The organism is Chryseobacterium capnotolerans (genome assembly GCF_021278965.1).
Lineage (GTDB): Bacteria > Bacteroidota > Bacteroidia > Flavobacteriales > Weeksellaceae > Chryseobacterium > Chryseobacterium capnotolerans.
The window spans coordinates 1,516,780-1,543,356 of record NZ_CP065589.1; the positions used below are offsets into that span (position 1 = coordinate 1,516,780).

The following is a 26,577-nucleotide window of genomic DNA, read 5'->3' on the forward strand; positions in this document are numbered from 1 at the left end:
GCAGCCTTTTGGGCTGCATTTTTTATTTTACATCCAACCATGAACAAAATCCTTTTATTGATTACCATGATTCCTGTACTGGCTTTCTCTCAGAAGAAAGAAGTATTGAGGTATTTTATATCTAAAGATTCTTTAGTTGGTGTGAAAAACCAAGCTGGGAAGATTATCATACCGGCAGAGTTTAGAGATTATACCGGAATTAAAGATGGAGAACGGGTAAAAGAAGGAATGGGGAATGAAACCATTCTCTTTGCTGGTGTGAAAAGAAATGACAAATATGAAAAAAATGCCTTTGGATATGTTTATGACAGAAAAGGCGAATTTTTGTATAAACCTTATTTATTCGATAATGGAGCAGATTACTTTTCAGAAGGAGTGAGAAGACTGGTGAGAAATGGAAAAGTAGGCTTTGCAGATAGGAACGGAACAATAGTTATTCAACCCAAACATGATTTTGTTTCCTCTTTCAATTATGGCTATGCATCCTTTTGTGACGGATGTGACTGGGAAAAAACAGAAGATGAGCATAAAAGTATCGTAGGCGGAACCTGGGGAGTGATGAATAGCAAAGGAGAAACTGTTCAGCCCCTTACAAAATATTCCGACAAAGATCTTGATCTTGAAGGAAAATACTATCCATATCCATTTCAATACAGTGAAAAAGAAAAGAGTATTCTTCAATTCTTTGAAAAATACAATAAAATAATCTCAGCAGTTCATTATGTGAATGTCTATAATGAAATGTCCGAGGATGAAAAAAAACTGCTTTTTGAAATAGTAGAAAGACCACAGGAAAACTTTCCATATTATCAGATCAATACTTATGATAATGAAAAAACAAACTTAGCAGCATTTGATGATCTGAAATTTTTTGTGACAAAAGACGGGAAAAGCGTTTTTACTACCAATTATGAAGATAAAATGATTCCTTTCGAAAAATGGCTGAAAAAGGAAATCAAACAGGCCGAAGAGTACCAAAAAAAACATTCTAATAACCCGAATAAATTCAAAAATAACCAGAATTAAACTTAATGAGAAAAAATATATTCATACTTATTTTTGCTTTGGCATTTGCAAAGAACCATGCACAAAACGATAAAACAGTTTACTCTATCATTGATGCAGCGGCTGAGAAAGTAGCAAAAGAATCCAAAGCATATTCCGTTTCCGTTGGAATTATTAAAGACGGAAAAGTCTACACCAAGCACTTTGGTGAAATAGACAAAGGAAAAGGAAATAAAGCTGACAATACAACGTATTTCGCCATAGCTTCTGTTACAAAGCTTTTTACAGGACAATTATTGGCTCAGGCAGTTCTGGAAGGGAAAATAAGCCTTGATGATGATGTACGTAAATACCTCAAAGGATCTTACCCTAACTTAGAATATAATGGAGTTCCTATAAAAGTTCGCGACTTAATTTCTTATGAAACAGCCTTGCCTAGAAATCTTCCTACTGATGATGAGCTGAGAAAAAACATGACGGATGAAACCCCTTTTCTTTACGAGAAGCTCAATGAAGGATATACAAAAGAAGACTTTAAAAAGATCTGGCAGGTGTCAAATTAGGAATGAAACCGGGAACAGAATATAAATACAGTAATTTAAGTCTTGAAATGGCAGGTCTTATGTTGGAAAATATATATGGAAAAAGTTATGAAGCCCTTTTGAAAGAAAATATCTTTTCAAAAAACGGGATGAATCATACCAAACTGGGACTTGGAAAAGGTGAAGTTCAAGCCAATGGATATCACGAAAATTATAGACTGATGCCCGTTTCAACAAGTCTTCTGTGGGGATCCGGAGGTTCAAAAACTGAATCTACCTTGGGAGATATGATGCAGTTTTTAAAAGAAGAGCTGGATTCCAAAAATAAAATAGTACAGGAGTCTCAAAGGAATATTGACAACAGTAAAGAAGGCTGGTTTGGGTATTTCTGGGATAGACAAATGGTTACAGAATACGGGAAAAGAGGATTTAAACATGGAGGATCTTATGGAATAAATACCTTGTTTACTATATTTCCAGAGCAAAACATTGGAGTGTGTATCATTGTAAATATCAATGGTCCTGAAACATTTACCGCACTGTATAATGGTACCTCAAGTCTGGTAGGGGATCTTACCACAATTTCAGATAAAAAGCAGGTATATGGCTATGCGGTAAAAGATAATAAAGTTGTTTTCACTTATAGACATCCTTTGAATCTGGATGCTAATCTCCTTCATACCGTAGCATTAGCTGGAAGTTTCAATGACTGGAATTCCGAAAACAAAGAATATCAGATGATTAAAAAAGATAAAGGCCATTATGAATTAGAGATTCCGGTATCAAAATTTGAAAAAGGAAAAACCTACACTTTTAAATTTGTACTGAATAAAGAAGGGTGGATGGATGCTCCTAAGAACGCATCCAATAATGATGGAACCAAAGATAATAATCTGGCATTGGTATTATAAGAAAAAGATTGAGGAAAAAGAAAGTAAAAAGAGTAAATTTGTACTCCATAATCTAGGAATGGATGATGGTTCTAAAAGACCAGTCAATGTGGATGAAATAGGAGAATGGGTACTCTGAAACTCAGAAAAAGTAAAAGAAAAAATAAATCTAATATTAAAATCTGACATCTAATGTCTAATAACAAAAGAATTTTCGTAGAAAAAAGAGGAATTTTCGATGTTGAAAGTCCAAAAATTTTTGATGAAGTAAAAGCAGTTGTTCCGGCAATTCAAAGTGTAAAAGTCTACAATGTGTACGATATTTTTAACTTGAATGACGGGGAATTCGAGAAAGTAGTAAACAATACTTTCGTAGATCCTGTTACTGATATTTTACATACAGAAAACCCTGCAAAAAGCATCCACTTCGGAATGGAGTTCCTGCCTGGTCAGTATGATCAGAGAGCAGATTCTGCGCAACAGTGTATCGCTTTATTGACAGAGAATGAAAAATCAAAAGTAAGAAGTGGAAAACTGATCGAATTTGTAGGAGTTTCAGAAGCCGATCTGGAGAAAATCAAAGATCTTCTGATCAATAAAGTAGAATCTCAGGAAAAAGACCTGTCTGTATTGGATATTCCTGCTGATGAAACACCATCAAAAGTGTTGATTCACGAAAATTTCATCAATTTCAATGATGCTGAGCTTGAAAATTTCTACAATAATCATGGTTTTGCGCTAGGATTAGATGACCTGAAGTTTATTCAGGAGTACTTCAAAACTGAAGAAAGAAATCCTACAGAAACAGAACTGAAAGTATTAGACACTTATTGGAGCGATCACTGTCGTCACACGACTTTCGAGACAGAATTGTCAGACATTCAGTTTGAAGGAAAATTCAAACAGACATTGGATACTATTTTCAATGATTATATCGAAAAAAGAAAATTCTTAGGCCGTGAGCTGAAACCTATTTCCTTAATGGATCTGGCAACAGTTTGTGGTAAATATTTCCATAAAACAGGGAATCTTGACAACCTTGTTATCTCAGATGAGATCAATGCTTGTACCATCCAGATCGAAGCCGAATATGATGGTAAAAAAGAACCTTGGTATTTGTTATTCAAGAACGAAACACACAATCACCCAACGGAAATTGAACCTTTCGGAGGTGCTTCTACTTGTTTAGGTGGAGCTATCAGAGATCCTTTATCCGGAAGATCGTTTGTGTTTCAAGCGATGAGATTAACTGGTGCTGCAGACGTTTTAGAATCAGTAGACAAAACATTACCAGGGAAATTACCTCAAAAAACAATCACTAAACAGGCTGCAAACGGATATTCATCTTATGGGAACCAGATTGGTCTTGCAACCACAATGGTTTCTGAAATCTATGATGAAGGGTACAAAGCAAAAAGAATGGAAGTCGGTTTCGTTACCGGAGCCGTTCCTGTAGATTGGGTAAGACGTGAAAAGCCTGCTAACGGAGATTCTATCATTATTTTAGGAGGAGCAACAGGTCGTGATGGAGTAGGAGGAGCAAGCGGAAGTTCAAAAGAACAGGACGAAACTTCTATCCACACCATGAGTTCTGAAGTTCAGAAAGGAAATGCTGTAGAAGAACGTAAGATCCAAAGACTATTCAGAAACCCTGAGCTAACAAGATTAATCAAGAAATCTAATGACTTTGGTGCAGGAGGAGTTTCCGTTGCGATTGGTGAAATTGCAGACTCTTTAGAAGTAAATCTTGATGTATTACCATTAAAATACGAAGGACTAAACGGAACAGAACTGGCTATTTCTGAATCTCAGGAAAGAATGGCGGTTGTAGTTGATCCGAAAGACAAAGAAAAGTTCATCAAATTCTGTGAAGCTGAAAACATTGTTGCTGTAGAAGTGGCAAAAGTAACAGATTCAGGAAGAATGCAGATGTTCTGGAAAGGAGATAAAATTGTAGACCTTTCAAGAGCATTCCTTGATACCAACGGATGTTCAAAATCTCAGGAGGTAAAAATCAATCACCTTGAAGAAGTAAGAACAGAAACTAAAGCATTCAACGAAGAAAACTTCCTGAATACTTTAAAAGATAAAAACGTAGCTTCCCAAAAAGGATTATTGGAAATGTTCGACTCTTCAGTAGGAGGAACAACCGTTGCGATGCCTTTAGGTGGGAAATACCAGCAAACCCTAATGGAAGGAAGTGTGCAGACACTGCCAATCTTAGGAGCAAAAGATATCAAAACAGTTTCCTTAGCAAGCTGGGGATTCGATGCTGAAATCTCAAAACAAAACTCATTATTGGGAGCATCTTACGCTGTTGTAGAAAGTATAGCGAAGATTGTTGCCATGGGTGGTGATTATAAAAATATAAGATTAAGCTTCCAGGAATATTTTGAAAAGCTTGGTCAGGCACCTGAAAAATGGGGTAAACCTTTAGCTTCACTTTTAGGAGCTTATGATGCACAGATCAACCTTGGATTAGCTGCTATCGGTGGTAAAGATTCCATGAGTGGAACATACCAGGATCTGAATGTGCCGCCAACATTGATTTCCTTTGCATGTGCAAACGGAGAAAAACAAAATATCATTTCTCCGGAATTTAAGACGGCTGGAAACAAAGTATATTTCTTCAACCACATTGCTCAGGAAAATGGTCTTCCAAACTATGATGCTTTAAAAGACGTTTACGAATTCATCTTTGAAAACATCAAAACAGGAAAAATTGTTTCTATAAAAACAGTAAAAGACGGTGGAGTAGCTGTAGCATTGGCAAAAATGAGTTTCGGAAACAGATTAGGTGCTGAAATCAACGCTGATGAAAATACGTTATTAGCTAAAAATATCGGTAGCTTAATTATCGAAGCTAAAGAAGAATTAAGCAATGCATCTCTTCAATTAATCGGAGAAGTAAAAGACTCAGGAATTTTAAAGGTTAACAATCTCGAAACCCGCATCACGGATCTCGAAGCGGCTTACACTGGGACATTCGAAAACCTTTTCCCAACAACAGAAAAAGAAAAGATTACGGTTGAAATTGATGAAAAATCAAACTCAATCCACCCAAGAAATATCATTATCAAAAAACACGGAATTGCACAGCCTAAAGTATTTGCTCCGGTATTCCCAGGAACCAACTGTGAGTATGATACTTTAAATGCATTCCAGAAAGAAGGTGCTGTAGTAAGCAGCCTGCCTTTAATCAATATCAGCCACCAATTATTGGATGAAAGTATTGATGCATGGGTAGAGGAAATCAAAACGTCTCAAATCCTTGCTTTCTCAGGAGGTTTCTCAGCAGGTGATGAGCCGGATGGTTCTGCAAAATTCATTGTTAACGTTTTAAAGAACGAGAAAATGAGAAATGCAGTTCACGAATTATTAGACAGAGATGGAATGATCATTGGGATCTGTAACGGATTCCAGGCTTTGGTTAAATCTGGATTATTACCTTACGGAAGAATCAAGGATTTGGATGAAAACTCTCCAACATTAGCTCACAATGCGATCAGAAGACACATTTCTCAGATGGTTACTGTAAAGGTAGTGAACGATGAAAGTCCATGGTTAAAAGGAATGAAAGGTCAGACTTACACCATTCCGATCTCTCACGGAGAAGGACGTTTCATGGCTTCAGAAGAAGAAATCAAGAAGTTATATGAAAACGGGCAGATTGCAACACAGTACATCGACTTCGATGGAAACATTGCCCACGGAATGCCGTTCAACCCGAACAATTCATTATTCGGAATTGAAGGAGTGACCAGCCCATGTGGAAAGATCTACGGAAGAATGGGACACCCGGAAAGATTTACGGATGGTCTCATGAGAAATATTCCAACCGCGAATTATCACAATATATTCAAAAACGGTGTTGAATACTTCAAATAACAATACAAGAAAAATGATCGTCATCCATGGCGGTCATTTTTCGTCTTTAGACGGTTTCTACGAAGAAGTTTCTAAAGTTTTAATGAAAGATACAGATTGGAAAGTAGGAACATTAGATGGTTTTGATGATATTCTGTACGGTGGTTTCGGAGCCTTTGAAAACAAGGATAAAATTGAAATTATTTGGAAAGAATCACAAAAATCAAAAGACGAGTTAGGACTTAAAGCAACCCAGGAATTCTACGAAAATAAAATCAAACAAGGAAAACCTTTCAACATAGAACTGATTCAGCAAAAATTAGATGATCTGAATGCAGGAAAAGGGCAGACACTGTTTGAGATCCTGGTAGAAATTATCAAATCACATACAAATATTACTCTGACGCTTGATTGATGAGTAATGAGTAATGAGTAATGAGTAATGAGTGGAAATTTTAAAATATGAATCACTCACTGTTTTCAAACCTATCATTAAGCTTCATCAAAATCAACTTGTTGAGTCGCTCTTTGCTCCCTAAAATCAACAGAATCATAATAAGAACTTTGCGTCAAAGAAATATATTTCAACCATTAATAAAAATGAAGACTTTAAGATAAGCTAAGTCATCATCAAAGATGAATTTAGAGAGTAACTTATATAATATAGCTTCAGTTGTTTTCTTAACAATTCTTCACTGCTTGAAGAACCTTAATGGTTTAAAATTCATTCTATATAATTTCATATTAAAAATTCTCGCAGATTATACAGATTTCGCAGATTTTGTCTTACCTTGAAAAATATTTTGAATACCTTAATCGTGGCATCTGCGATAGATTGAGATCAGAAAACAAAAGAATTTATTGAATGAAGAAAATAGTATATGGGCTGTTCTTTGGGGATAGCATAACTTATGGAGAATATGATGGTATTTTTTGGAGGCTGGGTGGATATTCTGAAGAGATATGCTTTGCAAAAGTATCATGAAGGAAATGGTGATGAACTGATTTTATTCAATTTGGGAATCGGTGGCGAAACCACAGAAGGGTTGTTGAAACGGATGCCTGTAGAATTGGAAGCCAGAAATTCTGCCGATGGAAACTTGGTTTTCTTAAGCTACGGTGCGAATGATCTCGCTATAAAAGAAGGAGAACAGGTCGTAGAGCGCGAAAAATTTAAAAATAATATTATCGCAGCTGTTCAGCATGCTCAAAAGTTCTCTAAAGACATTTATTTGGTAAGTATTCTTCCTATCTCTCAAAATATAGATGGAGTAGTGGTAAGCTCAGGAAAGCTAAGATCCAACGAAGAAGTTGTGGCTTACAATCAAATTCTTAAAGAAATTACGGCCGATTATTCTTTGAGATATATCGATTTTTATAATGCAATATTAGATGATAAAGAAGTTCTTCTCTCAGCAGATGGAGTTCACCCTAATGAAAAAGGTTATGGAATCATGGCCGAAATTGCAATTCCAATCATTGAAAAATATTTATAATGCCTTATTTATTTTCTTACGGAACCTTACAAAATGAAAAGGTTCAACTCGAAACATTCGGACGAATTTTACAAGGTGAGAAAGACTTCTTATTAGGATATAAACTGAATATGCTTGAAATTACAGACCCGGAAGTTTTAAGAAAGAGCGGCCAGAAATATCATCCGGTTCTGGATTTTTCAGGAAGCGCTGATGATGAAATAGAAGGAATGCTGTTTGAAGTGACAGAAGCCGAAATTCTTCAGGCAGACGAATATGAAGTAGATGATTATAAAAGAATTGAAACCGTTTTTAAATCCGGAAATAAAGGATTTATTTACGTGGGGAAATAAACTTTTTTGCATTTATTTTCGATGAGTGAATTTTATTTAGTAGTTTTAAGTAGTAAAAAAAACTACTATGAAAAATTTAAAGAAAATTAAAAGACAAGAGTTAAAAACTGTAAAAGGAGGAGGAGTAAACCCACCTAGGATTATTTATCCCAAAGATGAAAATGGAAACTGCAGTACATTTCCCTATTACTATTATTGCCCAAAATATGATGGATGTATGAGTGGGGAAGCTTGGGATGCCTATTGTCCTTTGTAAGATAAAAATAATTTAGTAAACAGAACGTTTCTGAAAATTAAGTATTTTTCAGAAACGTTTTTGCTTTAAAAACAATATCACCATCAATAGAAAGGGCTTTAGCCCGTTTTGTATTTAAAAACAAATCCATTGGCTTTAGCCAAAACATAAAAACAAGTCATTAATGATATTTTTCGCCTTAGATATCGTGGGATTATTTATTAATTATCATTCATTCGAAATTCTCTCCTGACAAACAGTTGTCACAACTCCTTTCTATCTTTGGCCTACAATAAAAAATCAAAAAAATGAATAACGTAAAAGTAGAACCTTTTATGGTGATAGGAATCGCAGTAAGGACAACCAATGAGAATGAGCAGGCAGCGAAGGATATCCCAGTGTTATGGGAAAAGCTGATGAAAGAAAATGTATTGGAGAATATCCCTAATAAAATAGACAATACCGTTTATTCAATCTATACAGATTATGAAAAAGACCATACGAAACCTTATACTACACTGTTAGGATGTAAAGTAGAAAATCTTGATCATGTTCCGGAAGGAATGATTGGGAAATCTTTTGAGGGTGGAAATTATATAAAGTTTACAGCAAAAGGAAATTTGGCGGACGGCTTAGTGATCAATGAATGGTTTAAAATCTGGAACATGGAGCTGGGAAGAACCTTTACGGCTGACTTTGAAATGTATGGAGAAAAAGCACAGAATCCTTCCGATGCAGAGGTTGATATTTTGATTGCTGTACAATAAACAAAATAGCAAGTAAAACTTATATTCATTTCCCTATAAAAAAGCCTGTTCATCATGATGAGAACAGGCTTTTTTTTATTTATAGAAAATAGTCTTTATATAATCTTTAGTGCCATCTCCATTATAATCAGAGTTGTCTGCTGCAAGAATGGTGAGTTTATTGGCAGTGATTTCCAGGACTTCTGATTCATTATTATTAATCGTAAGCTTCATGTGAGCAGGATTGTAGAGATAAGGCAATGTGGCCTCCTTCATTACACATTCAGAACTTATGCTGTTATAATCAGCCATATAATACTTACCGTTGTTTCTGAACTCATAAGTACTTTTTTTCTTACAATCATCGGGAGGAGTTTCTTTAAGAATAGTCTCTTTATTATCCCCGGAAATGATGTATTGGATCTGGATCTTCCAGATTCCTACAATATTGGTATCATAAACAGGATCAGGAATAGATCCCTTTGGAGTATCATCACCTAAGGTACATGATATAAAACTTCCAGATATTAAGATCCCAGCGACTATCTTTTTCATAAATGAATTTTTGGCGAACTTAATGAAAATACTTAAAAGAATCTAGAATAATTTCAGCTTTTCTTTGATTTTTTAAAAAATATACTTCCAATAAATAAGAATCCCGATAATCACAGAAACAACAGCTATTAATACAACCGCTCCGGCCGCAATATCCTTAATAAAGCCGATTCTTTTGTCAAAATCAGGTTGAATGATATCACATATCTTTTCGATGGCTGTATTGAAAATTTCAGCACTCAAAACGGCTGTAGAAATGATCAGTATAATGGCAGCATCGGTAGACGTAAGTTTTAAATAAAAAATTAGGACCAGATTAATAAAAAAGGCCAGAAGCTCGATCTGAAAATTCCTTTCCGTTTTAATCATCATAAAAACACCCCGGAAAGCATTCAGAAAACTTTTATGGAGAGGAGGTTTTTGCATGTTCCCTTACTTTTTTCAACAAAGATAGCTTTTGTATTTTGATTGTTGCCGGTAATCTGTTATATTTGGAAAACTAAGATTACAATATATTCAGCAGTCAATATTTTGATACAAAAATATACCGCTATGGAAACCAGAACGTAATATCGGGTCTGAAACCCCATTGACGATCTTTGTTAAAAACTCGTCAGGATTATTCTTTTCTTTGTTGTATGTATTTATTATATTTGTAGAAACTTATTTTATAAATCTATGAAATTTATTATTTCAAGTGGTGAACTGCAGAAGGCGTTGCAAACTGTAAGTGGCGTAATATCAAGCTCTCAATCGAGACCGATTTTAGAAAACTATCTTTTTGAATTAGACGGAAATAATGTTACCATTACAGCATCTGACGGCGAGACAACTCTTGTAACTTCTCTGGAAGTAAAGTCTGATGACTCAGGTAAATTTGCTGTTCCTGCTAAAATTTTTCAGGATTTTATCAAGACATACGGAGAACAACCTTTAACATTTGTTGTAAAGGACAATGCGGAAGGAACTGGAAGCCAGCTTGAGATTTTAGATGAAAAAGATAATTTCGCAGTAGCATTAGATAACGCTGATGACTATCCTGAATTGCCAGAATTCGACGCTTCTCAAAGCGTGGTTATGCCGGCAGGAGTTTTGTCTGAAGCTTTAACCAATACATTATTTGCCACCAGTAACGATTCACTTCGTCCGGTAATGACAGGAGTATTATTCCAGTTTGGAGAAAACGAAACCAATTTCGTTTCTACAGATTCTCACAGGCTTGTTGTTTACAAAAGAGCAGACCTGATGAATGCTGAGCCAATGGAGTTTATCATGCCTAAAAAACCTTTGAATATCTTCAAAAATATTCTGGCAAGTTCCAATGATGACGTTAAAATCGACTTCAATGAGAACATGGCTAAATTTACTTTTGGTAAGCATATATGGATCTGTAGACTGATTGACGGTAAATATCCAAACTATACAGCGGTAATCCCTAAAGAGAATCCGAATGTATTGACGATTAACAGAAACCTTTTATTGGGAGCCATCAAGAGAGCCTCTATTATGTCTAACAAATCTACCAACCAGGTAAGATTTAAGCTTTCAGGAAATATTCTTCACCTTCATGCAGAAGATACAGAATATGCAAACAAAGCAGATATGCAGATTCCTTGTGACTACAACGGAGAAGATATCAATATCGGATTCAGCTCTAAATTCTTAACTGAGATGTTAACGATCTTAGGTTCTGATGATATCACAATGAAAATGTCTCAGCCAAACAGACCGGGAATTATTGAACCGCTTGATGGCCTTGAAGAAAACGAAAATATCTTAATGTTATCAATGCCGGTAATCGGATTGTAATATTAAAATAAAAATATTTACATGAAATATAAGAGGTTTTGTCTTTCAAAACCTCTTTTTTATATCATAAAACGAACCGTGAAAAAAATGCTTCTACTGGCAGTAGTATTGCAATCTGCTATTTTATTTTCCCAAAAAAACATCAAAGTATATCATGAAAAAAAAGGAGATACGTTAAGCCTTTATATCGATAATAAGGAAGTTTATCCCATGTCTTTAGTGTTTTCAGGATTTCCTGAGGTCGAAAATATGAGAACTCCAGAAATCTTTAAAGTGACACAGGTAATACCTGCCCAATCATCAAAGAATAAAATTACCTATTTCGTTATTGATGATAGAACAAAAGGATGGCGTGTCAAAAAGGTACCTGACTATATGATGTACATTGGAGATGTTACCCTAAAAAATTATGATAAAGAATATAAGTATGATCTGCCTTTTAAAAAAGGGAAATCTTTTAGTATCTATCAGGGGTACAATGGCAATTTTTCACATCAAAATGAAAATTCTTTGGATTTTACCATGCCGGAAGGAACTGAGGTAGTTGCCGCAAGAGAAGGAATTGTAACAGATTTTATCAATACAAATAGTAAAGGGTGTGCAATCAGAAATTGTATAGATCAAGCAAATTATATCACTATTTTGCATCCGGATGGAACATTTGCTCAATATTATCATTTAAAGCAAAATGGAGTTAAAGTGAATATTGGAGATCAGGTAAGAAAAGGAGATGTTATTGGACTTAGCGGAAATACAGGGTGGAGCAAAGGCCCACATTTACATTTTGTATGTTATCTTCCCAGAGTAGAAAAGGATAAGTACAGAGAGACTGTAAGAACTCTTTTCAAAACGGGAAATGGATCTAAAACCGAATATCTAGCAGAGAAAAAGACATATTCAAAAGAGTATTAAACATAGAGGAAAAGTTTTCAGAAAAATAATAACGTTCTTTGTATGATTCTACAACTCTCATTATGGAAGTGAAAATACAATCTTATCAGTCATCAGATTTTCTTTCAGAATTTACTACTGAAAACTATATTGTGATGATATGGAAGGGGGTAGGAGTATTTTCCGTGGATGGAATCAATTATTCTTATAGTGGCTATAATATTCTGTTTCTCTCACCATATCAGAAACTGAAAGTATCCTCCGATTCAGAAGAACCTGTTAATGTCCTTCTTTTTCATGGTGACTATTACTGTATTGAATATCATAAGGATGAAGTAGCCTGTAACGGACTTCTTTTCAATAATATCTATCTAAATCCTGGAATAGAACTTTCAGAAGAGAACTATGAATATATTCTTGAACTTTTTAATCATATCAAAAAAGAAGAAACCGAGAATCACCAGTTTTCACAATCTATCATTAAAACATACATTCAGCTGATTCTTGCTATTTGCAGTAAACAGAAAAGTGGTATTGAAAATAACCCGGCACTCAACGAAAAATTACCCAACAGGAACGCTGTGGAATTTCAAAAATTATTGGAAGGTAACTTTAAAAAGGAAAAAGAGCTTTCATTTTACAGTGATAAACTCAATATTACCAACAATACTTTAAGTAAGCTTATCAAAAAAGAGTTTGCAAAAACACCTACCCAGCTTATTAATGAGAGAATCATTCTGGAGTCTAAAAAACTGCTTCATTTAACGTATCGATCCATAAAAGAAATTGCTTCAGAACTGGGCTTTGATGATGAATTCTACTTCAGCAGGTACTTCAAAAAATCTGTTGGCTGCTCTCCTAAACAATACCGGGATAAAGTAGGAATTTCAGTGGTGGCAAAAATGTCCATGTAATGTCCCGAAATATCTATGTTAAAGCGTTATGCATGTGAATACCTTTGTTGAAAAAAGTGAATCACATGCAAAACAGTAGTTTATACAATCGTTTATTAAAGCTAGATGCTTATTTCTTCAATTTTCTGAGAATATCAATATTTGTAGTTATGGCTTGGATTGGCGGGCTTAAAGCCTTTCAATATGAGGCTGACGGAATAGTTCCTTTTGTGGCGAATAGCCCTTTTATGAGCTTTTTTTACAAAGATGCAGGAAATAAAGTATTTAATGAAGATCAAAAGCTTGTTTCAGAATATACATTGTACAAAAACCCTGAAGGAAAGGTGGTAAAGAAAAATATTGATTGGCATACCCACAACGGTACTTATACCTTTGCTTACGGATTGGGAATAATGATTGTCATTATAGGAATAATGGTGTTGCTGGGAATTTGGTTTCCTAAAATCGGAACAGTAGGAGGCGCTTTGACGTTTTTAATGTCTTTGGTTACTTTATCTTTTCTGGTGACCACTCCTGAAGTATATGTTCCTAATCTTGGCGGTGACGATCCAACACCTCAATACGGATTTCCCTATCTTTCAGGAGCTGGCCGTCTTGTCTTGAAAGATATCATTATGATGGCTGGAGGATTGGTTTTATGTTCCGATAGTCTAAAGAGAATCATAAAGTCATCTTAGAACTAGTGTTGAAGTTTTGGACAAAAGGAAGCATTATAATGATTCATCGATCCTTTATGCGAAGAATCTATTAAAATTATTTGTCTTAAAATCGCTCTGAAATTTCTGTATTTCTCAAAAAAACACGACATTTGTACCGCGAAAAACCGACTCGATAACTGAACGGAATTTCAAATATAAGTTTCAAAAATAGGACAGATGAAACCCCGCGTTTCGTTTGACGAATTAAACAAGTAGATAGAATAAGCAAATGAAAATATCAAACAACTGGCTGAAAGACTTTGTAAAAACGGAATTGAAAACTGAAAGAATCGGTGAATTCCTTACAGACATAGGTCTAGAGGTTGAAGGGATAGATAAATTCGAAAGTGTAAAAGGCAGTCTGGAAGGAATTGTTGTAGGTAAAGTGTTAACCTGCGAAAAGCATCCGAATGCTGATAAACTGAAGAAGACAACAGTAGACGTTGGAAACGGGAAGGTATTGAATATCGTTTGTGGTGCTCCCAATGTAGAAGCAGGACAAACAGTTCCTGTAGCCGTTGTTGGAACAAAAATCTATGATAAGACCGGAAACTTTTTTGAAATTAAAGAATCAAAAATCAGAGGAGAGGTTTCTCAAGGAATGATCTGTGCAGAAGATGAGCTTGGCCTTAGCGAAGATCACGGAGGAATCATGGTTTTAGATGAAACTAAATATGAAGTAGGGAAGAATTTTGCAGACTATTTTGAATTGACCAACGATGAGGTTCTTGAAATTGGTTTAACCCCAAATAGAACGGATGCAATGTCGCACTATGGAGTAGCGAGAGATCTTCATGCATTTCTTTCTACGAATCAGCAGAAGTCACAATTTAACAAAGTTGCTTCTGAAGCTTTAAATAATGAAGGGTCTCATGATTTCAAGCTTGAAATTGAAGACGCAGAACTTTGTCCAAGATATATTGGAGCGGTGATTGAAGACGTAAAAGTTGCAGAATCTCCAAGCTGGTTAAAAGACAGATTAAAAGCTATTGGATTAAGCCCGATTAACAATGTGGTAGATATTACCAACTATATTCTTCATGGGTATGGACAGCCGCTTCACGCATTTGATGCAGATAAAATTGCAGACAAAAAGTGAAAGTAGGAGTGGTAAAACCAGGAACAAAATTTACTACCCTGGATGGAGTAGAGAGAACGCTGAATGGTACTGAAATCATGATAAAAGATGGCAAGGATGCACCCATGTGTATTGCCGGAGTATTTGGTGGTGAAAATTCAGGAGTATCTGGAACTACCAAAACGGTATTCCTTGAAAGTGCTTACTTTAATCCAATTGCTGTAAGAAAAGGAGCTAAACTCCACAGTTTGAATACAGACGCTTCTTTCAGGTTTGAAAGAGGAGTAGACCCGAATCTTACAAGAACGGCTATTACTCACGCTATTAAAATGATCCAGGAAATTGCTGGAGGAAAATTGATAGGGGAGCTTTTAGAAGAATATCCGAAGAAAATTGAAGATAACTATGTGATCTTAAGATTCTCTAAAATTGAACAAATTTTAGGAACAAAAATTCACAGAGAAAAAGTAAAAGAGATCCTGAAGGCATTGGAAATTCAGGTTTTAAATGAAATTCCTAACGGTTTTGAAATCTCTGTTCCTGCATACAGAGCAGACGTAACAAGAGAAATCGACGTTATTGAAGAGATTTTAAGAATCTACGGATACAATAAAATCGATGCTCCCCAAAAGATTTCATTTACACCAGTTAAACTGAGTGCAAACGATCAGGATGAATTGGAGAACAACTGGGCAAGAACTTTACAAAGCCTTGGTTTCAATGAAGTAATGAACAACTCATTAACTTCAGTAAAAGATGAAACGGATGCTGTAAAACTGTTGAATCCCTTAAGTGGTGATCTCGCATTCATGAGAAAATCTCTATTAGAAGGATTACTTCAGAATACGGTTTATAATATCAACAGAAAACAACAGGATATCAAGTTCTTTGAATTAGGAAAGATCTATCATAAAAAAGATAAATACGAAGAAAGAAAGCAGTTAGCCATTATTGTTTCCGGAAGAGATGTAGCAGAAAACTGGCTTCAGCCTAAATCCGCAGTAAGCTTCTACAACCTTAAGGCTTATGTAAAAGTTTTATTAGAAAGATTAGGGATAAACTATAAAGAAGTAGCTTTATCTGACGAAAGATTCTCCGATGCATTAGCTTATGAGGCAGATGGTAAGGTATTGGTAAGAATCGGGAAAGTAGCTCCGGTATTATTAAAGGATTTTGATATTGATCAGGACTGTTTCTATGCTGAAATTGAAATTGAGCTGGCTCAGGAATTACGTTCTAAAAACGAATTGAAGTTTAAAGATATTCCTAAATTCAACAAAATCAGAAGAGATTTGGCTTTACTGATTGATAAAAATGTAAATTATCAGGAGTTATATCAGACAGCGAAGAAAAATAAATCTCCATTCATTAAGAGTATCAACTTATTCGACGTATATGAAGGGAAAAATCTTCCTGAAGGGAAAAAGTCTTATGCCATGAGCTTTGAGTTGTTAAATGAAGAGAAAACACTGGAAGAAAAAGAAATTACAGAAGTAATGGATTCTTTAATCAAATCTTTCCAGAAAGAATTCAACGCAGAATTAAGATCTTAATTTAAAAGATTACAGAAATATACAGAAACGGGCTTTTTAAAGCCCGTTTTTTGTTTTTTAAAAGGGGTTTTCAATGATTGAGATGAAGAATAAAGATGACCACTAGTTTGTCTGTAGGAGTCTCAACATCCTTTATAAATATAATTGAAATCTGCGTTATCAGCAAAATCTGCGGGAGCTTTTTTAGGTTGGTACAACGCAAAGACGCAAAGAGATTAAATAATATGCTGCTTTTAAGGCGCAAGAGAATCAAAGATTCTCAGCAAGGAATATGCTTTCAAATGATATCTCTGTTACAATATTCTATGTACTATGTGATAAAATTAATCTTTTTATTTAACCATATAGATACATAGATCTTCCACATTAATATATTATTTGTGCATTTGTGGCAATTATAAAAGTATATTTTAGCAGTATACAATTTTTTCGGAGATAAAATCTTTGCGCCTTAAAAGCAGCAGAATTATAGATTGCCTTGCGCCTTTGCGATTTCCAACTTTCTAATCTATCAGGTTGAATTTCAAAGGTGAGATTGCGTCGCTTCGCTCGCAATGGCAGTTGTGGTACCTGTGAAATTATTTGTAGTTCTTGTGTTTGAAATAAGCCAAAATATCAACTGTTAAAGAATAATAAAATTGACCGCAGCCCGTTTAAATAATATAAAATCCGTAAATTTGGGTTAATTCAAAAAGTAAAAAATGAAAAATCTTTTTTTAAGTATATGTACAGCAGCAGTATTGGCATCATGTGGAACTATGACAAGCCCATCTGCTTCTAAAGTAGGAAAAGCTCAGCCGGCTCTTGCCAATACAAAATGGACTTTGGCTGATAATGTAAAAGGTAAAATTCCAACATTGAATATCGAAGGAGAAAAAATTAATGGAAATGCAGGGTGCAACAACTACTTCGGAACGGCTACTATAGATCCTTCTTCAGGAGGTTTTTCTGCTGGGCAAATGGGTTCTACAAAAATGATGTGTAACAATATCGGAGTAGAGCAGAATTTTATGGATATGATGGGAAAAGCTAATAAATATGTGATTTCCGGAAATACATTGGAGCTTTATAAAGACAATCTTTTATTATTGAAATTCAATAAATCAGAATAAAAAAGAAAAGGAACTCAATTTGAGTTCCTTTTTTATGATTTAGATGTTATTAATCTTCCTCTTCTTCGTCGTACTTAGCCAACTCTTCATCGCACCATTTGAATGCTGCTTCTACCACTTTCGTAGCTTCGTCTGCCATAGTCTCTTCGTCGTCTCCTTCAAGATCGTCTAACCACTCAACTTCCTCTTCCTCAACGTTTAGGATAAATCTTGGATATTCTGTGTGGACTACGAATAAATCTTCTGGAAATTCCGAATTATCTGCTAATAAAAACTTTGGTAATTTCATTTTTTTAATGTTTTAACTTTCTCAAAGATAATAAAATTATTGATATTTATTCTTGTCGATCTTAACTTTTTGTAAAACTTTATAACGCGTTAATGTTGTTTTTTTTAGGGTGTCCTGAGGCTTGAGTGTAATGCTTACCTGAGGGTTTACAGTGCTGATAATTTCAGCTAATTGTACTTTCTCCAGGTCTTTTTCCTCAATAATAAAAAACTTCAACGGTACCTTATCTAAGTTTTCTGACTTTAAAAATTCTGTAATTGTTTTTCTGTTTTCAAGATAGTTCCCTTTTGAAAGCCATGTAAATAGCATTCCGGACATCAGGCTTAAAATACCAATAATATAAACTTTGGTATTGAATATCTCAAACAGTTTTTTAAAATAAACCAGCCAAAGCGGAAAGCTAAACGGAGCAATTAATCTATAATCAATAGGAGTTATAGAATAAAAATACTGGATAAAATAAGAACATACAATCCCAAAAACACCTATGAAAACACAAAAAAACTCAGAATCTGAAAGCTTTTGCCTAACAAAAAGAAAAATCATGAAAAGGATATTCAAACCCCCGATTCCGTAAATTCCATAATTGATAATACCTCCTGCCGGATTAGCCATGTGAATAAACGGGTTAAAAGAAGTGCTCAGCCCCTGGAATAATTCTACTAGTAATTCAGGAGTTGTGTGAAGTCCCATTTCTAAAAAATCCTGTACATAATCCTTATTAAAATAATCAATGAATAAAAACTTATATAAAACTATGAAAATCATTCCTATAGCTGCTGAAAGGATGAATGTCCTACCATATTTTCTTTTCCAGAAAATAAGTCCGTACAAACCAGTCCCTCCAATGATAAAAAGAGCGCTGTATCTAATATTATAGAGTATAATCAAAGATAAAGAAAGGTAAAAGACAGCTTTCCAGCCTTCTAGTTTTCGGTCGACAATAAGGGCTGCGATGTACAGAAAGAGAAACACAAAAGGTAAAATCAATGCCTCACTCATGGTGAAGGCAAAAATTGAAATGATGCTGAATAAGCTGCACACAAGAATAGACTCCCTGAAATAGAATCTTTTTTTCCAGGCCAATAAAATAATAAATAAACAGCCGAGAATACCTACGACTTTACTGCTCCAGAATTCATCAAACCCGAAGTAAGTAAAGAATTTGATGGCTGCAGGATAGCCCAAAGGAGTGGTAGTATTATCAATGACAGGAAGTCCGTGGGCAAATCTCATATAGCGGATAGAATCCGGATTTACTCTTCCTTTTTCATTGAGCAGAAAACGAAAAATGGTCATCACTATAGTAATGATGACCAATAATATTTGAATGTATTTTTCTTTAATTTTCATCAAAGCTGTCGTTATTGAGTTTAAGTAAAGGTTGAAAGCCCAAATTTATAACTTATAACGCACAACTCATCATTTGAAGATTATTTTAAAAACATTTTTGAAACTTTTTCAGCTTTTTTGCTTTCAGAGTAGTCATAGAACCCTTCTCCAGACTTTACTCCTAATTTTCCTGCTGTTACCATGTTTACAAGCAACGGATTCGGAGCGTATTTCGGATTCTTAAATCCGTCATACATTACATTCAGGATCGCTAGACATACATCAAGACCAATGAAGTCAGCCAGTTGAAGTGGTCCCATTGGATGAGCCATACCTAATTTCATCACGGTATCAATTTCCTCTACACCTGCAACCCCATTATAAAGAGTTTCGATAGATTCATTAATCATAGGCATTAAAATTCTATTCGCTACGAAACCAGGATAGTCATTCACCTCTACAGGAACTTTTCCTAGTGTCTTACTCATTTCATAAACAGCATCGAAAGTTTCTTTAGAAGTAGAGTACCCCTTGATAATTTCAACCAGTTTCATGATAGGAACCGGGTTCATAAAGTGCATTCCGATTACTTTATCTGCTCTTTTGGTAGCAGCAGCAATTTTCGTGATAGAGATAGAAGAAGTATTGGTGGCAAGAACACAATTTGCAGGAGCTAATTCATCCATCTGACCAAAGATCTTTAATTTAAGATCAAGATTTTCAGTAGCCGCTTCTACAATAAGGTCAGCTGATCCCACTGCGTCATTAAGCGCTGTGAAAGTCGTAATGTTTCCTAACGTTTCCGCTTTTTGCTCTTCTGAAAGGTTTCCCTTTGCAATGATTCTGTCAAGGTTCGTAGTAATGGTTTTCAATCCTCTGTCTAATGCTTCCTGAGAAACATCCACAAGATTTACTTTAAAACCGCTTTGTGCGAAAGTATGTGCAATACCATTTCCCATGGTTCCTGCTCCGATAACTACAATGTTTTTGATCATTTTCCTTTATTTTTTTATAGATAGTTAAATTTTTAGCATTGATAAGATCTTGCTGGTGAGCAATATCTGTGGAGTCAAAATTTACAGTTCCGATGTTCTGCTGTTGTCTGTTGTTGTTCTGATTAGAAACAGCAGCTGTGAGACCTCTTACAAGACGGCTTCTCTGATTATTAGTAAGAAAATCAGTCCCCACATATAATTCAAATTCACCTTCTCTTCCTAAGCCCTTTTGTATAAGGATTTCCAGGTTTCTGATCTGGTTTTTCCTTTTAAATTCTTTCAGGTAGCTGATGACCGGCTTTTCAGAAGCTGGGCCGCAGCATATACTTGTATAGCCGATCTTTAAATAGTTTTGATTCTTCTGTGCGAAGAAGAATGTGGTGCAAAATAAAGCTGCTGCTAATAATCCTTTTTTCATAATGATGCAATCCGAGAATCAATCCGATTCTCTGCGCTAAAATTAAGCTTAATATTTTATTTATTAAAATTATCCCAGACTGCTTTTGAAATGTTAGAGATTATTTTGCAGTTTTCTGCCTCTGATTCTTTGGAATTGCTTACATATATGGCGATTGCGTAATGTTTTCCGTTGGGAAGTGTGATGATTCCCATATCATTTTCTGCAATGGTAAGACTGTTATCTTTTCTGCCGGAGGAATCCGTTTTATGGGCCGCTGGTGTTCCTTTAGGCAGTTGTTCAACAATTTTGTTGGCTCCTGTTTTCGTGTCCAGCATGATCTGCATTAAATAATCAGTAGAGCCTTTTGAAAGCAGCTTCCCTTCATAGAACTTTTTCAAAAGATCTACCGTAGAGTTGGTGGTCGTATAATTTTTATACAAAGAATCCCAGCCATTAAGAGCCATTCCATGTTCACTATACTTAATCTGGAAGTCTTTTACGCCTTTAAAGTCCATAAATTTCTGTACTGCCTGAGTGCCGCCTACAAGTTCTATCAGGATATCACAAAGATTATTATCACTTAATGCTACCGTGTAATCTATAATTTCACTTACAGTAGCCTCTCTGTTTCCTTCAGGATACTTTACCCGGTAAGGTGACCAGGTATTTTCATAAAGATCTGATTTTTTAATGAAAATCTTTTGATCTAAAGACAGTTTACCTTTATCTACAAGGTCGAGCGCAGCACAGGCAACGTGAAATTTGAAAACACTCATCATAGCCAGTTTTTTATTCCCGTTTTGGCTGTATCTGATAGGATCCTCAAATCCAAGAACAGATACTCCTACTGTAGCTTGTTTCCCTTTTATAATAGTGTTTATTTTTTGTTCTAATGTAGATTTTTGTGCAGAAACAAATGCAGAAGTTAAAAGGAGAAAAAGCGTTATTTTTTTCATAGTGATTAAGGATTAAAAGAAATCCCTTTTAAGGACTAAAAGGGATCTGCAATTTAAGATAATTATTATGATTGTTATGTGGATTCAAAAGAAAAGAGTGTTTTTAAACGGACATCTGAGAGTTATTGGTGAGATAATTAACTACCAGTTTCCATCTTCCATCCTCCTGGCCCTCACTTTATTTCATTTCAAAATAATTCAGGTTGGTTCCATCATTTTCAAAGAATACTCTGAGTTTATTTTCTCCTTTCTGAAGCGGAATGTTTTTCGTAGAAACAGTGGTCCAGTTTTCATCTTTGCCTGTAGACGGAAGTGCGATACTTGCTAATACTTTTCCAGAAGCATCTTCCAATCTTATTTTTGATGAATGAATACTTGAATATCTAATTTCGAAGGTATAATTCTTATTTGCCTTGGAATTGACTGTATATTGCAGCCATTCTCCGGTCTCTGTTTTTCCTACATAGTACTGATTGGTTATTTTATCATGGCACAGATAGATGTCTACACCATCATTTCTCATCTGCTGGCCGGAATTCCATTCTGATCTTTTAGCCGGATCGCTTACCCAAAGGTTGATGAAATCTTTATCCAGGTAAGCAGAACCCATTCTCCCCAAATCATATTCTGAAGCAAATACTTTTCCGGGAGCCTGATGATGTTTAAATGGTTTTGTAGATGCCTCTGAAACTTGTCTGAACATAGCATCAATAACGTCATTTTTTACTTCTACATTGTTGAATTTGTAGTTGTCTGCAATGTGCATCAAAGCTTTCTTTGCATATTCTTTGGAAGGTTTTTCACCTCCGTTTTTCCAATAGTTCAAAAGCTTTTCATATTCCGGAGTGGTTTTTACATTGGTAATTCCTGCAATATTATCAATCTTTTTCATAGGCCAGAACGCATATCCTATATTATGTTTGTCCAATAGCTGAATCAGCTCCGTAAACCACACATTAGAGTTCTCACCAGTTTCTCCGAGCCAGATCGGCATATTGTGCCTTTCCCTTAGATCGAGAGCAAATTGTATGGTTTTATCATCATTATAGTTCCAGTATTTGTGAAAGCTGAAAGCCATATTTTTGTCCCAAATCGGTATTAAACCATTATAGTTATTTCCCCAGCCATTTCCTTCAATAAAAATAATATGCTTTTGATCTACCTCTCTGATAGCATCAGTGATGTCTTTTTGTAACTTCCAAAGAGGGGCATTAGACATTTCGTCTGTACCATTTGGATTTTTACCGGTGAAATTAATGTTAGGCTCATTGATAATATCATAACCGCCGATCCAAGGCTCATTCTTGTACCGTTCTGCTAACTTTTTCCAAAGGGCAATCGTTTTTCTTTGATTTTCCTCACTCTCCCAAAGTGACGGTTTAGACTTGTCATTATCTGAAATGTTGGCATCATTTCCTTGCCCGCCCGGAGCGGCATGAAGATCAAGAATCAGATACATTTTATTGTCTTTGCACCATTGAAGCAAATCATCAGTCATTGTAAATCCTTCTTCCAGCCACGTATCCTTACCTTTTACCGCTTCTTTTTCTATGGGAAGTGTATAGAGATTATAGTGCATCGGAAGCCTGATAGAATTGAACCCTGCTTTTGCCAGAAAATCAATATCCTGTTTGGTGATGCCATTCTTTACATATGCTTTATAAAACTCCTGCATTCCATCCTGGCCAATCAGTTCCGCTATTTTTTCTTTAATTTTATATTGTGGACCTGCGAAATCAGCTGTTTTTAACATATACCCTTCCTGCAGCATCCAGCCTCCTAAGCCCAGACCTCTCAATTGAATATTTTCACCTTTGTTATTCACGATGTTTTGCCCGGAGGTTTTTAATAATTGTGATGTCCCAAATTGAGACAATAATAAAGCGGATAATAGGATAGCTCTTTTCATAGTTGTTTTGATTTTAAATAATAGGAGAGTCTAGAGTTTAATCATAATGAATCGTGATACCATCATAGAATCTATATTGAGACCATATGTATTGTCAGAAATCCATTGTATATGTAAAACAGAATTTTTCAATTGTTTATTGAATTGTTGTTCAAATATATTGCTTTTTTGTTTTTAAAAGGTTTTTTTTATTGATAAATCTGTAATTTTTTAACGAAAAGATTTTATTTAATGATGAATGTTTCTTATACATACAAATAAAAAATGCTATCTCATAACCATTTCTGATGATCAGTAAGATAGCATTGTAAGTAGTACTGCTAATGAAAGCAGCGTATTTTTATTTTGAACTGATAAGCTTCATAATTTCTAAAGCAACTTTTAATGCTTCAGTTCCGTCTTCAAGAGAAACTTCTACATTTTTATCACCAGTAATAGCATCCGCAAATGAATTTAATTCATCAAGAATGGCATTGTTAGCCTGAATATTTGGATATTCGAACAAGATCTGATTTTTTTCTCCTTCAGCATTTTCAATAATCATATCAAATGGAGTAGGGTTTTCAGGAGCATCTTTCATTCTGATAACTTCCGCTTTTTTTCTCAAGGAAATCAACTGAAATATAGGCGTCTTTCTGGAAGAATCTGCTCTTTCTCATAGCTTTCATAGAAATTCTGGAAGTGGTAAGGTTGGCAACACATCCGTTTTCAAATTCTATTCTGGCATTGGCAATATCCGGTGTTTTGCTTACTACGCAAACCCCGCTTGCATGGATGTTTTTCACCTTAGATTTGGCAATACTTAGCAAGATGTCAAGATCATGAATCATAAGGTCAAGGACCACGGAAACATCTGTACCACGCGGATTGAACTCAGCTAATCGATGAATCTCGATAAACATCGGGTTGCTGATGTATTCCTTGGTGGCAATAAAAGCAGGATTATATCTCTCAACATGTCCTACCTGCGCTTTGATTCCTTTTTCCTGGCATAAACGAAGAATTTCTTCTGCCTGTTCCAGCGTTTGGGTAACGGGTTTTTCAATAAAGAAATGAAGCCCTTTTTCTATAGCCTTTAATGCATAATCATAATGATAGACTGTCGGAGTAACAATGTCCAGCATATCGATCTGCTCAAGCAGTTCTTCAAAATTTTCAAAATATTTATATCCGAATTCGGCTTCTAATTTTTTTCCGTTTTCAACATCTTTATCGTGGAACCCAACAAACTCGTATCGATCTGATTGATTGAGAAGTTTTAAATGGATCTTTCCCAAGTGTCCGGCTCCTACCAAACCTGCTTTTAACATAGCTGTATTAAATTTCTGTAAAGATAGTGAATGTTCATTATAAAAATACATGACTTTTCACTTAGATATTCCCCTAATTAAATGGAAATAAGTACAAATATTATCATTTAAAAGAATTATACTAAATTCGCGCTCTATAAAAATCATTAACTATGAAAAAAATATATTTTATCTTATCTGTAGCAGGACTATTGGCTACAGGGTGCTCAGGTTCTGGAGATAATATTGCCACTGAAGTACACAATAGCCAACCTCCACAACCTAAGTGTGAAACTCCAACAAGTTTAAGTTTTAAGCCACTGTACAATATTTTTTCCTGGAGCAGTAATAGTACCCAGGGAACAGGTTTTTTTGAAGTACAGTATGGTGAACAAGGCTTTTCTTTAGGAGCTGGTACTGTAGCAGAAGTGAACAATACTTCTTATAGTCTTCCATTGTTTAAAGGCAAAAAATATGATTTGTATGTAAGAAAAAACTGTGGAACGACTGATGGCAAAAGTAATTGGGCAGGGCCAATCACTATTCTTTCTGAAAATACTACAGCTTGTGTAAAACCAGGCTATGTTAATTATACAACATCTACTTCCTCCGTTTATGATCCTACTTTTTCAGCTACTGTTTCCTGGGAAAGTGATGGGCTTTCTGTATATGAAGTATATTTAGGGACGAGTGGCACACCTCCGGCTCCAGGAAATGGAGATCCGGTTCTTCCTGGAAAAAACGCCGCGTTTGTTAACTTAAATAAGACAATTTCTTATATGTTCTATGTAAGAAAAAGATGTGCAGATAATACCTATACTGATGTTACTTCACAGGTTGTAAAATGGAATTAATAGATAAAGCAGAAGCTGTCAGATTTTAGACAGCTTTTTTTGTGGATAATTCTTTTACCCGATTTCTGAAATCTAAAATCTAATTTCTTACTTTTGTCACATGCAGGATTCGTTTGTACATAAAGGAAAAAGAAAGAATTTAGTAGAATATCTCAGATACAGAATCGGGATTTCGGATGAAAATGTACTTTCGGCAATGAATGAAATTCCGAGACACCTTTTCATTGAAAGTATTTTTGAAGACTTTGCCTATGAAGACCGGGCATTTCCCATCTTGGCGCATCAAACTATTTCCCATCCCTCAACCGTAGCAGAACAGTCTGAACTGCTGCAGGTGAAAGCGGGTGAAAAAGTACTGGAAATAGGAACCGGGTGTGGATATCAGACTGCCGTTTTAATAGCGATGAAAGCTCATGTATATACTGTGGAAAGGCAAAAAGATCTGTTCGATTTTTCAAAAAATAAGTTGAGGGAGCTTCATTTATACCCTAAATTTCAAAGTTTTGGGGATGGTTTTGCCGGGCTGCCCACTTTTGCTCCTTTCGATAAGATTATTGTAACCTGCGGGGCAGGAACTTTACCTACAGAATTACTAAAACAGTTAAAAATAGGGGGGATAATGGTTATTCCGTTAGGCCCAACGGATGAACAGGTGTTGTACAGATTCACAAAAGTAGGACCAACAGAGTTTGAAAAAGAAGAATTTGGAGCCTATAAGTTTGTTCCGATGTTGGGAAATACAAATCAATAAAGAATTAAGATTAAATTCTGAATTTAAAATAATTGTTCTGTCACGGAACTGGTAGACGCACTGGTCTCAAACACCAGTT

General features: G+C 35.2%; 24 protein-coding genes and 2 pseudogenes. 17 read left to right on the top strand and 9 right to left on the bottom strand.

Going from position 1 to position 26,577, the window contains the following annotated elements; genetic code table 11:
• Window positions 1–39 precede the first annotated feature (39 nt).
• The 9 genes from H5J24_RS07045 (at window position 40) to H5J24_RS07080 (ending at window position 9,134) form a co-directional block, all read left to right on the top strand.
• On the top strand, window positions 40–1,026 hold the full coding sequence (locus H5J24_RS07045; protein ID WP_068943785.1) for a WG repeat-containing protein: 987 nt from the start codon (window positions 40–42) through the stop codon (window positions 1,024–1,026).
• Between the two features lie 5 nt (window positions 1,027–1,031).
• Window positions 1,032–1,568 carry a serine hydrolase domain-containing protein gene (locus tag H5J24_RS25510; protein WP_283250763.1) on the top strand — a complete coding sequence of 179 codons (537 nt, stop codon included), beginning with the start codon at window positions 1,032–1,034 and terminating at the stop codon, window positions 1,566–1,568.
• A gap of 2 nt (window positions 1,569–1,570) precedes the next feature.
• Window positions 1,571–2,458 (top strand): serine hydrolase, encoded by an 888-nt coding sequence (locus tag H5J24_RS25515; protein ID WP_283250764.1) that lies wholly within the window; start codon window positions 1,571–1,573, stop codon window positions 2,456–2,458.
• Between the two features lie 171 nt (window positions 2,459–2,629).
• The gene (locus tag H5J24_RS07055) at window positions 2,630–6,325 is read left to right on the top strand and encodes a phosphoribosylformylglycinamidine synthase (RefSeq protein ID WP_068943783.1); all 3,696 of its coding nucleotides are present in this window, start codon (window positions 2,630–2,632) and stop codon (window positions 6,323–6,325) included.
• Window positions 6,306–6,719, top strand: coding sequence for a barstar family protein (locus H5J24_RS07060; RefSeq protein WP_082811235.1), 414 nt, complete (start codon window positions 6,306–6,308; stop codon window positions 6,717–6,719). Before H5J24_RS07055 ends, H5J24_RS07060 begins: the two co-directional genes overlap by 20 nt.
• Window positions 6,720–7,224: 505 nt before the next feature.
• Entirely contained in the window at window positions 7,225–7,800 is a 576-nt protein-coding gene (locus H5J24_RS07065) for an SGNH/GDSL hydrolase family protein (RefSeq protein WP_232816167.1), read from the top strand.
• A complete protein-coding gene (locus tag H5J24_RS07070) occupies window positions 7,800–8,132 on the top strand; it encodes a gamma-glutamylcyclotransferase family protein (RefSeq protein ID WP_068943782.1) in 333 nt (110 codons plus the stop codon). Before H5J24_RS07065 ends, H5J24_RS07070 begins: the two co-directional genes overlap by 1 nt.
• 67 nt (window positions 8,133–8,199) lie before the next feature.
• A complete protein-coding gene (locus H5J24_RS07075) occupies window positions 8,200–8,388 on the top strand; it encodes a bacteriocin-like protein (protein WP_068943781.1) in 189 nt (62 codons plus the stop codon).
• A gap of 287 nt (window positions 8,389–8,675) precedes the next feature.
• Window positions 8,676–9,134, top strand: a complete 459-nt coding sequence (locus tag H5J24_RS07080) for a GyrI-like domain-containing protein (RefSeq protein ID WP_068943780.1) — start codon at window positions 8,676–8,678, stop codon at window positions 9,132–9,134.
• Window positions 9,135–9,209: 75 nt separating this feature from the next.
• Here H5J24_RS07080 and H5J24_RS07085 read toward each other — a convergent pair whose 3' ends face one another.
• Window positions 9,210–9,668, bottom strand: a complete 459-nt coding sequence (locus H5J24_RS07085) for a lipocalin family protein (RefSeq protein WP_068943779.1) — start codon at window positions 9,666–9,668, stop codon at window positions 9,210–9,212.
• A 72-nt stretch (window positions 9,669–9,740) separates the two neighbouring features.
• Window positions 9,741–10,094 carry a diacylglycerol kinase family protein gene (locus tag H5J24_RS07090; protein ID WP_068943778.1) on the bottom strand — a complete coding sequence of 118 codons (354 nt, stop codon included), beginning with the start codon at window positions 10,092–10,094 and terminating at the stop codon, window positions 9,741–9,743.
• Between the two features lie 252 nt (window positions 10,095–10,346).
• On the opposite strand from H5J24_RS07090, the gene dnaN reads away from it, so the two are divergent.
• The 6 genes and pseudogenes from dnaN to H5J24_RS07120 all read left to right on the top strand — a co-directional run bounded on the left by dnaN (window position 10,347) and on the right by H5J24_RS07120 (window position 17,723).
• Window positions 10,347–11,477, top strand: coding sequence for a DNA polymerase III subunit beta (gene dnaN / locus H5J24_RS07095; RefSeq protein ID WP_066692427.1), 1,131 nt, complete (start codon window positions 10,347–10,349; stop codon window positions 11,475–11,477).
• A gap of 87 nt (window positions 11,478–11,564) precedes the next feature.
• Window positions 11,565–12,389 (top strand): M23 family metallopeptidase, encoded by an 825-nt coding sequence (locus H5J24_RS07100; RefSeq protein WP_228407648.1) that lies wholly within the window; start codon window positions 11,565–11,567, stop codon window positions 12,387–12,389.
• 62 nt (window positions 12,390–12,451) lie between these two features.
• The gene (locus H5J24_RS07105) at window positions 12,452–13,282 is read left to right on the top strand and encodes an AraC family transcriptional regulator (RefSeq protein WP_068943777.1); all 831 of its coding nucleotides are present in this window, start codon (window positions 12,452–12,454) and stop codon (window positions 13,280–13,282) included.
• A 65-nt stretch (window positions 13,283–13,347) separates the two neighbouring features.
• Entirely contained in the window at window positions 13,348–13,959 is a 612-nt protein-coding gene (locus H5J24_RS07110) for a DUF417 family protein (RefSeq protein WP_068943776.1), read from the top strand.
• A gap of 250 nt (window positions 13,960–14,209) precedes the next feature.
• A pseudogene (gene pheT / locus H5J24_RS07115) lies at window positions 14,210–16,611 on the top strand (phenylalanine--tRNA ligase subunit beta).
• A 701-nt stretch (window positions 16,612–17,312) separates the two neighbouring features.
• Complete coding sequence (locus H5J24_RS07120; protein WP_068943774.1) at window positions 17,313–17,723, top strand: META domain-containing protein; 411 nt, start codon at window positions 17,313–17,315, stop codon at window positions 17,721–17,723.
• A gap of 49 nt (window positions 17,724–17,772) precedes the next feature.
• On the opposite strand, the gene H5J24_RS07125 is transcribed toward H5J24_RS07120, so the two are convergent.
• The 7 genes and pseudogenes from H5J24_RS07125 to H5J24_RS07155 form a co-directional block, all read right to left on the bottom strand.
• Window positions 17,773–18,012: a hypothetical protein gene (locus tag H5J24_RS07125; RefSeq protein ID WP_002977986.1), complete on the bottom strand. Its 240-nt coding sequence runs from the start codon at window positions 18,010–18,012 to the stop codon at window positions 17,773–17,775.
• Window positions 18,013–18,048: 36 nt separating this feature from the next.
• On the bottom strand, window positions 18,049–19,365 hold the full coding sequence (locus H5J24_RS07130; RefSeq protein ID WP_068943773.1) for a hypothetical protein: 1,317 nt from the start codon (window positions 19,363–19,365) through the stop codon (window positions 18,049–18,051).
• Between the two features lie 80 nt (window positions 19,366–19,445).
• Entirely contained in the window at window positions 19,446–20,336 is an 891-nt protein-coding gene (locus H5J24_RS07135; RefSeq protein ID WP_185124674.1) for a 3-hydroxybutyryl-CoA dehydrogenase, read from the bottom strand.
• Complete coding sequence (locus H5J24_RS07140; protein ID WP_232816168.1) at window positions 20,260–20,757, bottom strand: hypothetical protein; 498 nt, start codon at window positions 20,755–20,757, stop codon at window positions 20,260–20,262. Before H5J24_RS07140 ends, H5J24_RS07135 begins: the two co-directional genes overlap by 77 nt.
• Before the next feature lie 56 nt (window positions 20,758–20,813).
• On the bottom strand, window positions 20,814–21,695 hold the full coding sequence (gene bla-A / locus H5J24_RS07145) for a CGA/CIA family class A beta-lactamase (RefSeq protein WP_068943770.1): 882 nt from the start codon (window positions 21,693–21,695) through the stop codon (window positions 20,814–20,816).
• A 178-nt stretch (window positions 21,696–21,873) separates the two neighbouring features.
• Complete coding sequence (locus tag H5J24_RS07150) at window positions 21,874–23,604, bottom strand: cellulase family glycosylhydrolase (protein WP_232816169.1); 1,731 nt, start codon at window positions 23,602–23,604, stop codon at window positions 21,874–21,876.
• Between the two features lie 340 nt (window positions 23,605–23,944).
• Window positions 23,945–24,914, bottom strand: a pseudogene (locus tag H5J24_RS07155) (Gfo/Idh/MocA family protein).
• A gap of 152 nt (window positions 24,915–25,066) precedes the next feature.
• On the opposite strand from H5J24_RS07155, the gene H5J24_RS07160 reads away from it, so the two are divergent.
• Both H5J24_RS07160 and H5J24_RS07165 read left to right on the top strand, forming a co-directional pair.
• Window positions 25,067–25,747 carry a hypothetical protein gene (locus H5J24_RS07160; RefSeq protein ID WP_232816170.1) on the top strand — a complete coding sequence of 227 codons (681 nt, stop codon included), beginning with the start codon at window positions 25,067–25,069 and terminating at the stop codon, window positions 25,745–25,747.
• 100 nt (window positions 25,748–25,847) lie between these two features.
• Window positions 25,848–26,498 carry a protein-L-isoaspartate(D-aspartate) O-methyltransferase gene (locus H5J24_RS07165; RefSeq protein ID WP_068943767.1) on the top strand — a complete coding sequence of 217 codons (651 nt, stop codon included), beginning with the start codon at window positions 25,848–25,850 and terminating at the stop codon, window positions 26,496–26,498.
• The last annotated feature ends 79 nt before the right edge of the window (window positions 26,499–26,577 follow it).

Excerpts from the sequence above, each read along its gene's own strand:
- H5J24_RS07045 (WP_068943785.1), top strand. The coding sequence starts at position 40 with ATGAACAAAATCCTTTTATTGATTACCATGATTCCTGTACTGGCTTTC.
- H5J24_RS25510 (WP_283250763.1), top strand. The coding sequence starts at position 1,032 with ATGAGAAAAAATATATTCATACTTATTTTTGCTTTGGCATTTGCAAAG.
- H5J24_RS25515 (WP_283250764.1), top strand. The coding sequence starts at position 1,571 with ATGAAACCGGGAACAGAATATAAATACAGTAATTTAAGTCTTGAAATG.
- H5J24_RS07055 (WP_068943783.1), top strand. The coding sequence starts at position 2,630 with ATGTCTAATAACAAAAGAATTTTCGTAGAAAAAAGAGGAATTTTCGAT.
- H5J24_RS07065 (WP_232816167.1), top strand. The coding sequence starts at position 7,225 with ATGATGGTATTTTTTGGAGGCTGGGTGGATATTCTGAAGAGATATGCT.
- H5J24_RS07070 (WP_068943782.1), top strand. The coding sequence starts at position 7,800 with ATGCCTTATTTATTTTCTTACGGAACCTTACAAAATGAAAAGGTTCAA.
- H5J24_RS07075 (WP_068943781.1), top strand. The coding sequence starts at position 8,200 with ATGAAAAATTTAAAGAAAATTAAAAGACAAGAGTTAAAAACTGTAAAA.
- H5J24_RS07080 (WP_068943780.1), top strand. The coding sequence starts at position 8,676 with ATGAATAACGTAAAAGTAGAACCTTTTATGGTGATAGGAATCGCAGTA.
- H5J24_RS07085 (WP_068943779.1), bottom strand. The coding sequence starts at position 9,668 with ATGAAAAAGATAGTCGCTGGGATCTTAATATCTGGAAGTTTTATATCA.
- H5J24_RS07090 (WP_068943778.1), bottom strand. The coding sequence starts at position 10,094 with ATGCAAAAACCTCCTCTCCATAAAAGTTTTCTGAATGCTTTCCGGGGT.
- dnaN (WP_066692427.1), top strand. The coding sequence starts at position 10,347 with ATGAAATTTATTATTTCAAGTGGTGAACTGCAGAAGGCGTTGCAAACT.
- H5J24_RS07100 (WP_228407648.1), top strand. The coding sequence starts at position 11,565 with ATGCTTCTACTGGCAGTAGTATTGCAATCTGCTATTTTATTTTCCCAA.
- H5J24_RS07105 (WP_068943777.1), top strand. The coding sequence starts at position 12,452 with ATGGAAGTGAAAATACAATCTTATCAGTCATCAGATTTTCTTTCAGAA.
- H5J24_RS07110 (WP_068943776.1), top strand. The coding sequence starts at position 13,348 with ATGCAAAACAGTAGTTTATACAATCGTTTATTAAAGCTAGATGCTTAT.
- H5J24_RS07120 (WP_068943774.1), top strand. The coding sequence starts at position 17,313 with ATGAAAAATCTTTTTTTAAGTATATGTACAGCAGCAGTATTGGCATCA.
- H5J24_RS07125 (WP_002977986.1), bottom strand. The coding sequence starts at position 18,012 with ATGAAATTACCAAAGTTTTTATTAGCAGATAATTCGGAATTTCCAGAA.
- H5J24_RS07130 (WP_068943773.1), bottom strand. The coding sequence starts at position 19,365 with ATGAAAATTAAAGAAAAATACATTCAAATATTATTGGTCATCATTACT.
- H5J24_RS07140 (WP_232816168.1), bottom strand. The coding sequence starts at position 20,757 with ATGAAAAAAGGATTATTAGCAGCAGCTTTATTTTGCACCACATTCTTC.
- bla-A (WP_068943770.1), bottom strand. The coding sequence starts at position 21,695 with ATGAAAAAAATAACGCTTTTTCTCCTTTTAACTTCTGCATTTGTTTCT.
- H5J24_RS07150 (WP_232816169.1), bottom strand. The coding sequence starts at position 23,604 with ATGAAAAGAGCTATCCTATTATCCGCTTTATTATTGTCTCAATTTGGG.
- H5J24_RS07160 (WP_232816170.1), top strand. The coding sequence starts at position 25,067 with ATGAAAAAAATATATTTTATCTTATCTGTAGCAGGACTATTGGCTACA.
- H5J24_RS07165 (WP_068943767.1), top strand. The coding sequence starts at position 25,848 with ATGCAGGATTCGTTTGTACATAAAGGAAAAAGAAAGAATTTAGTAGAA.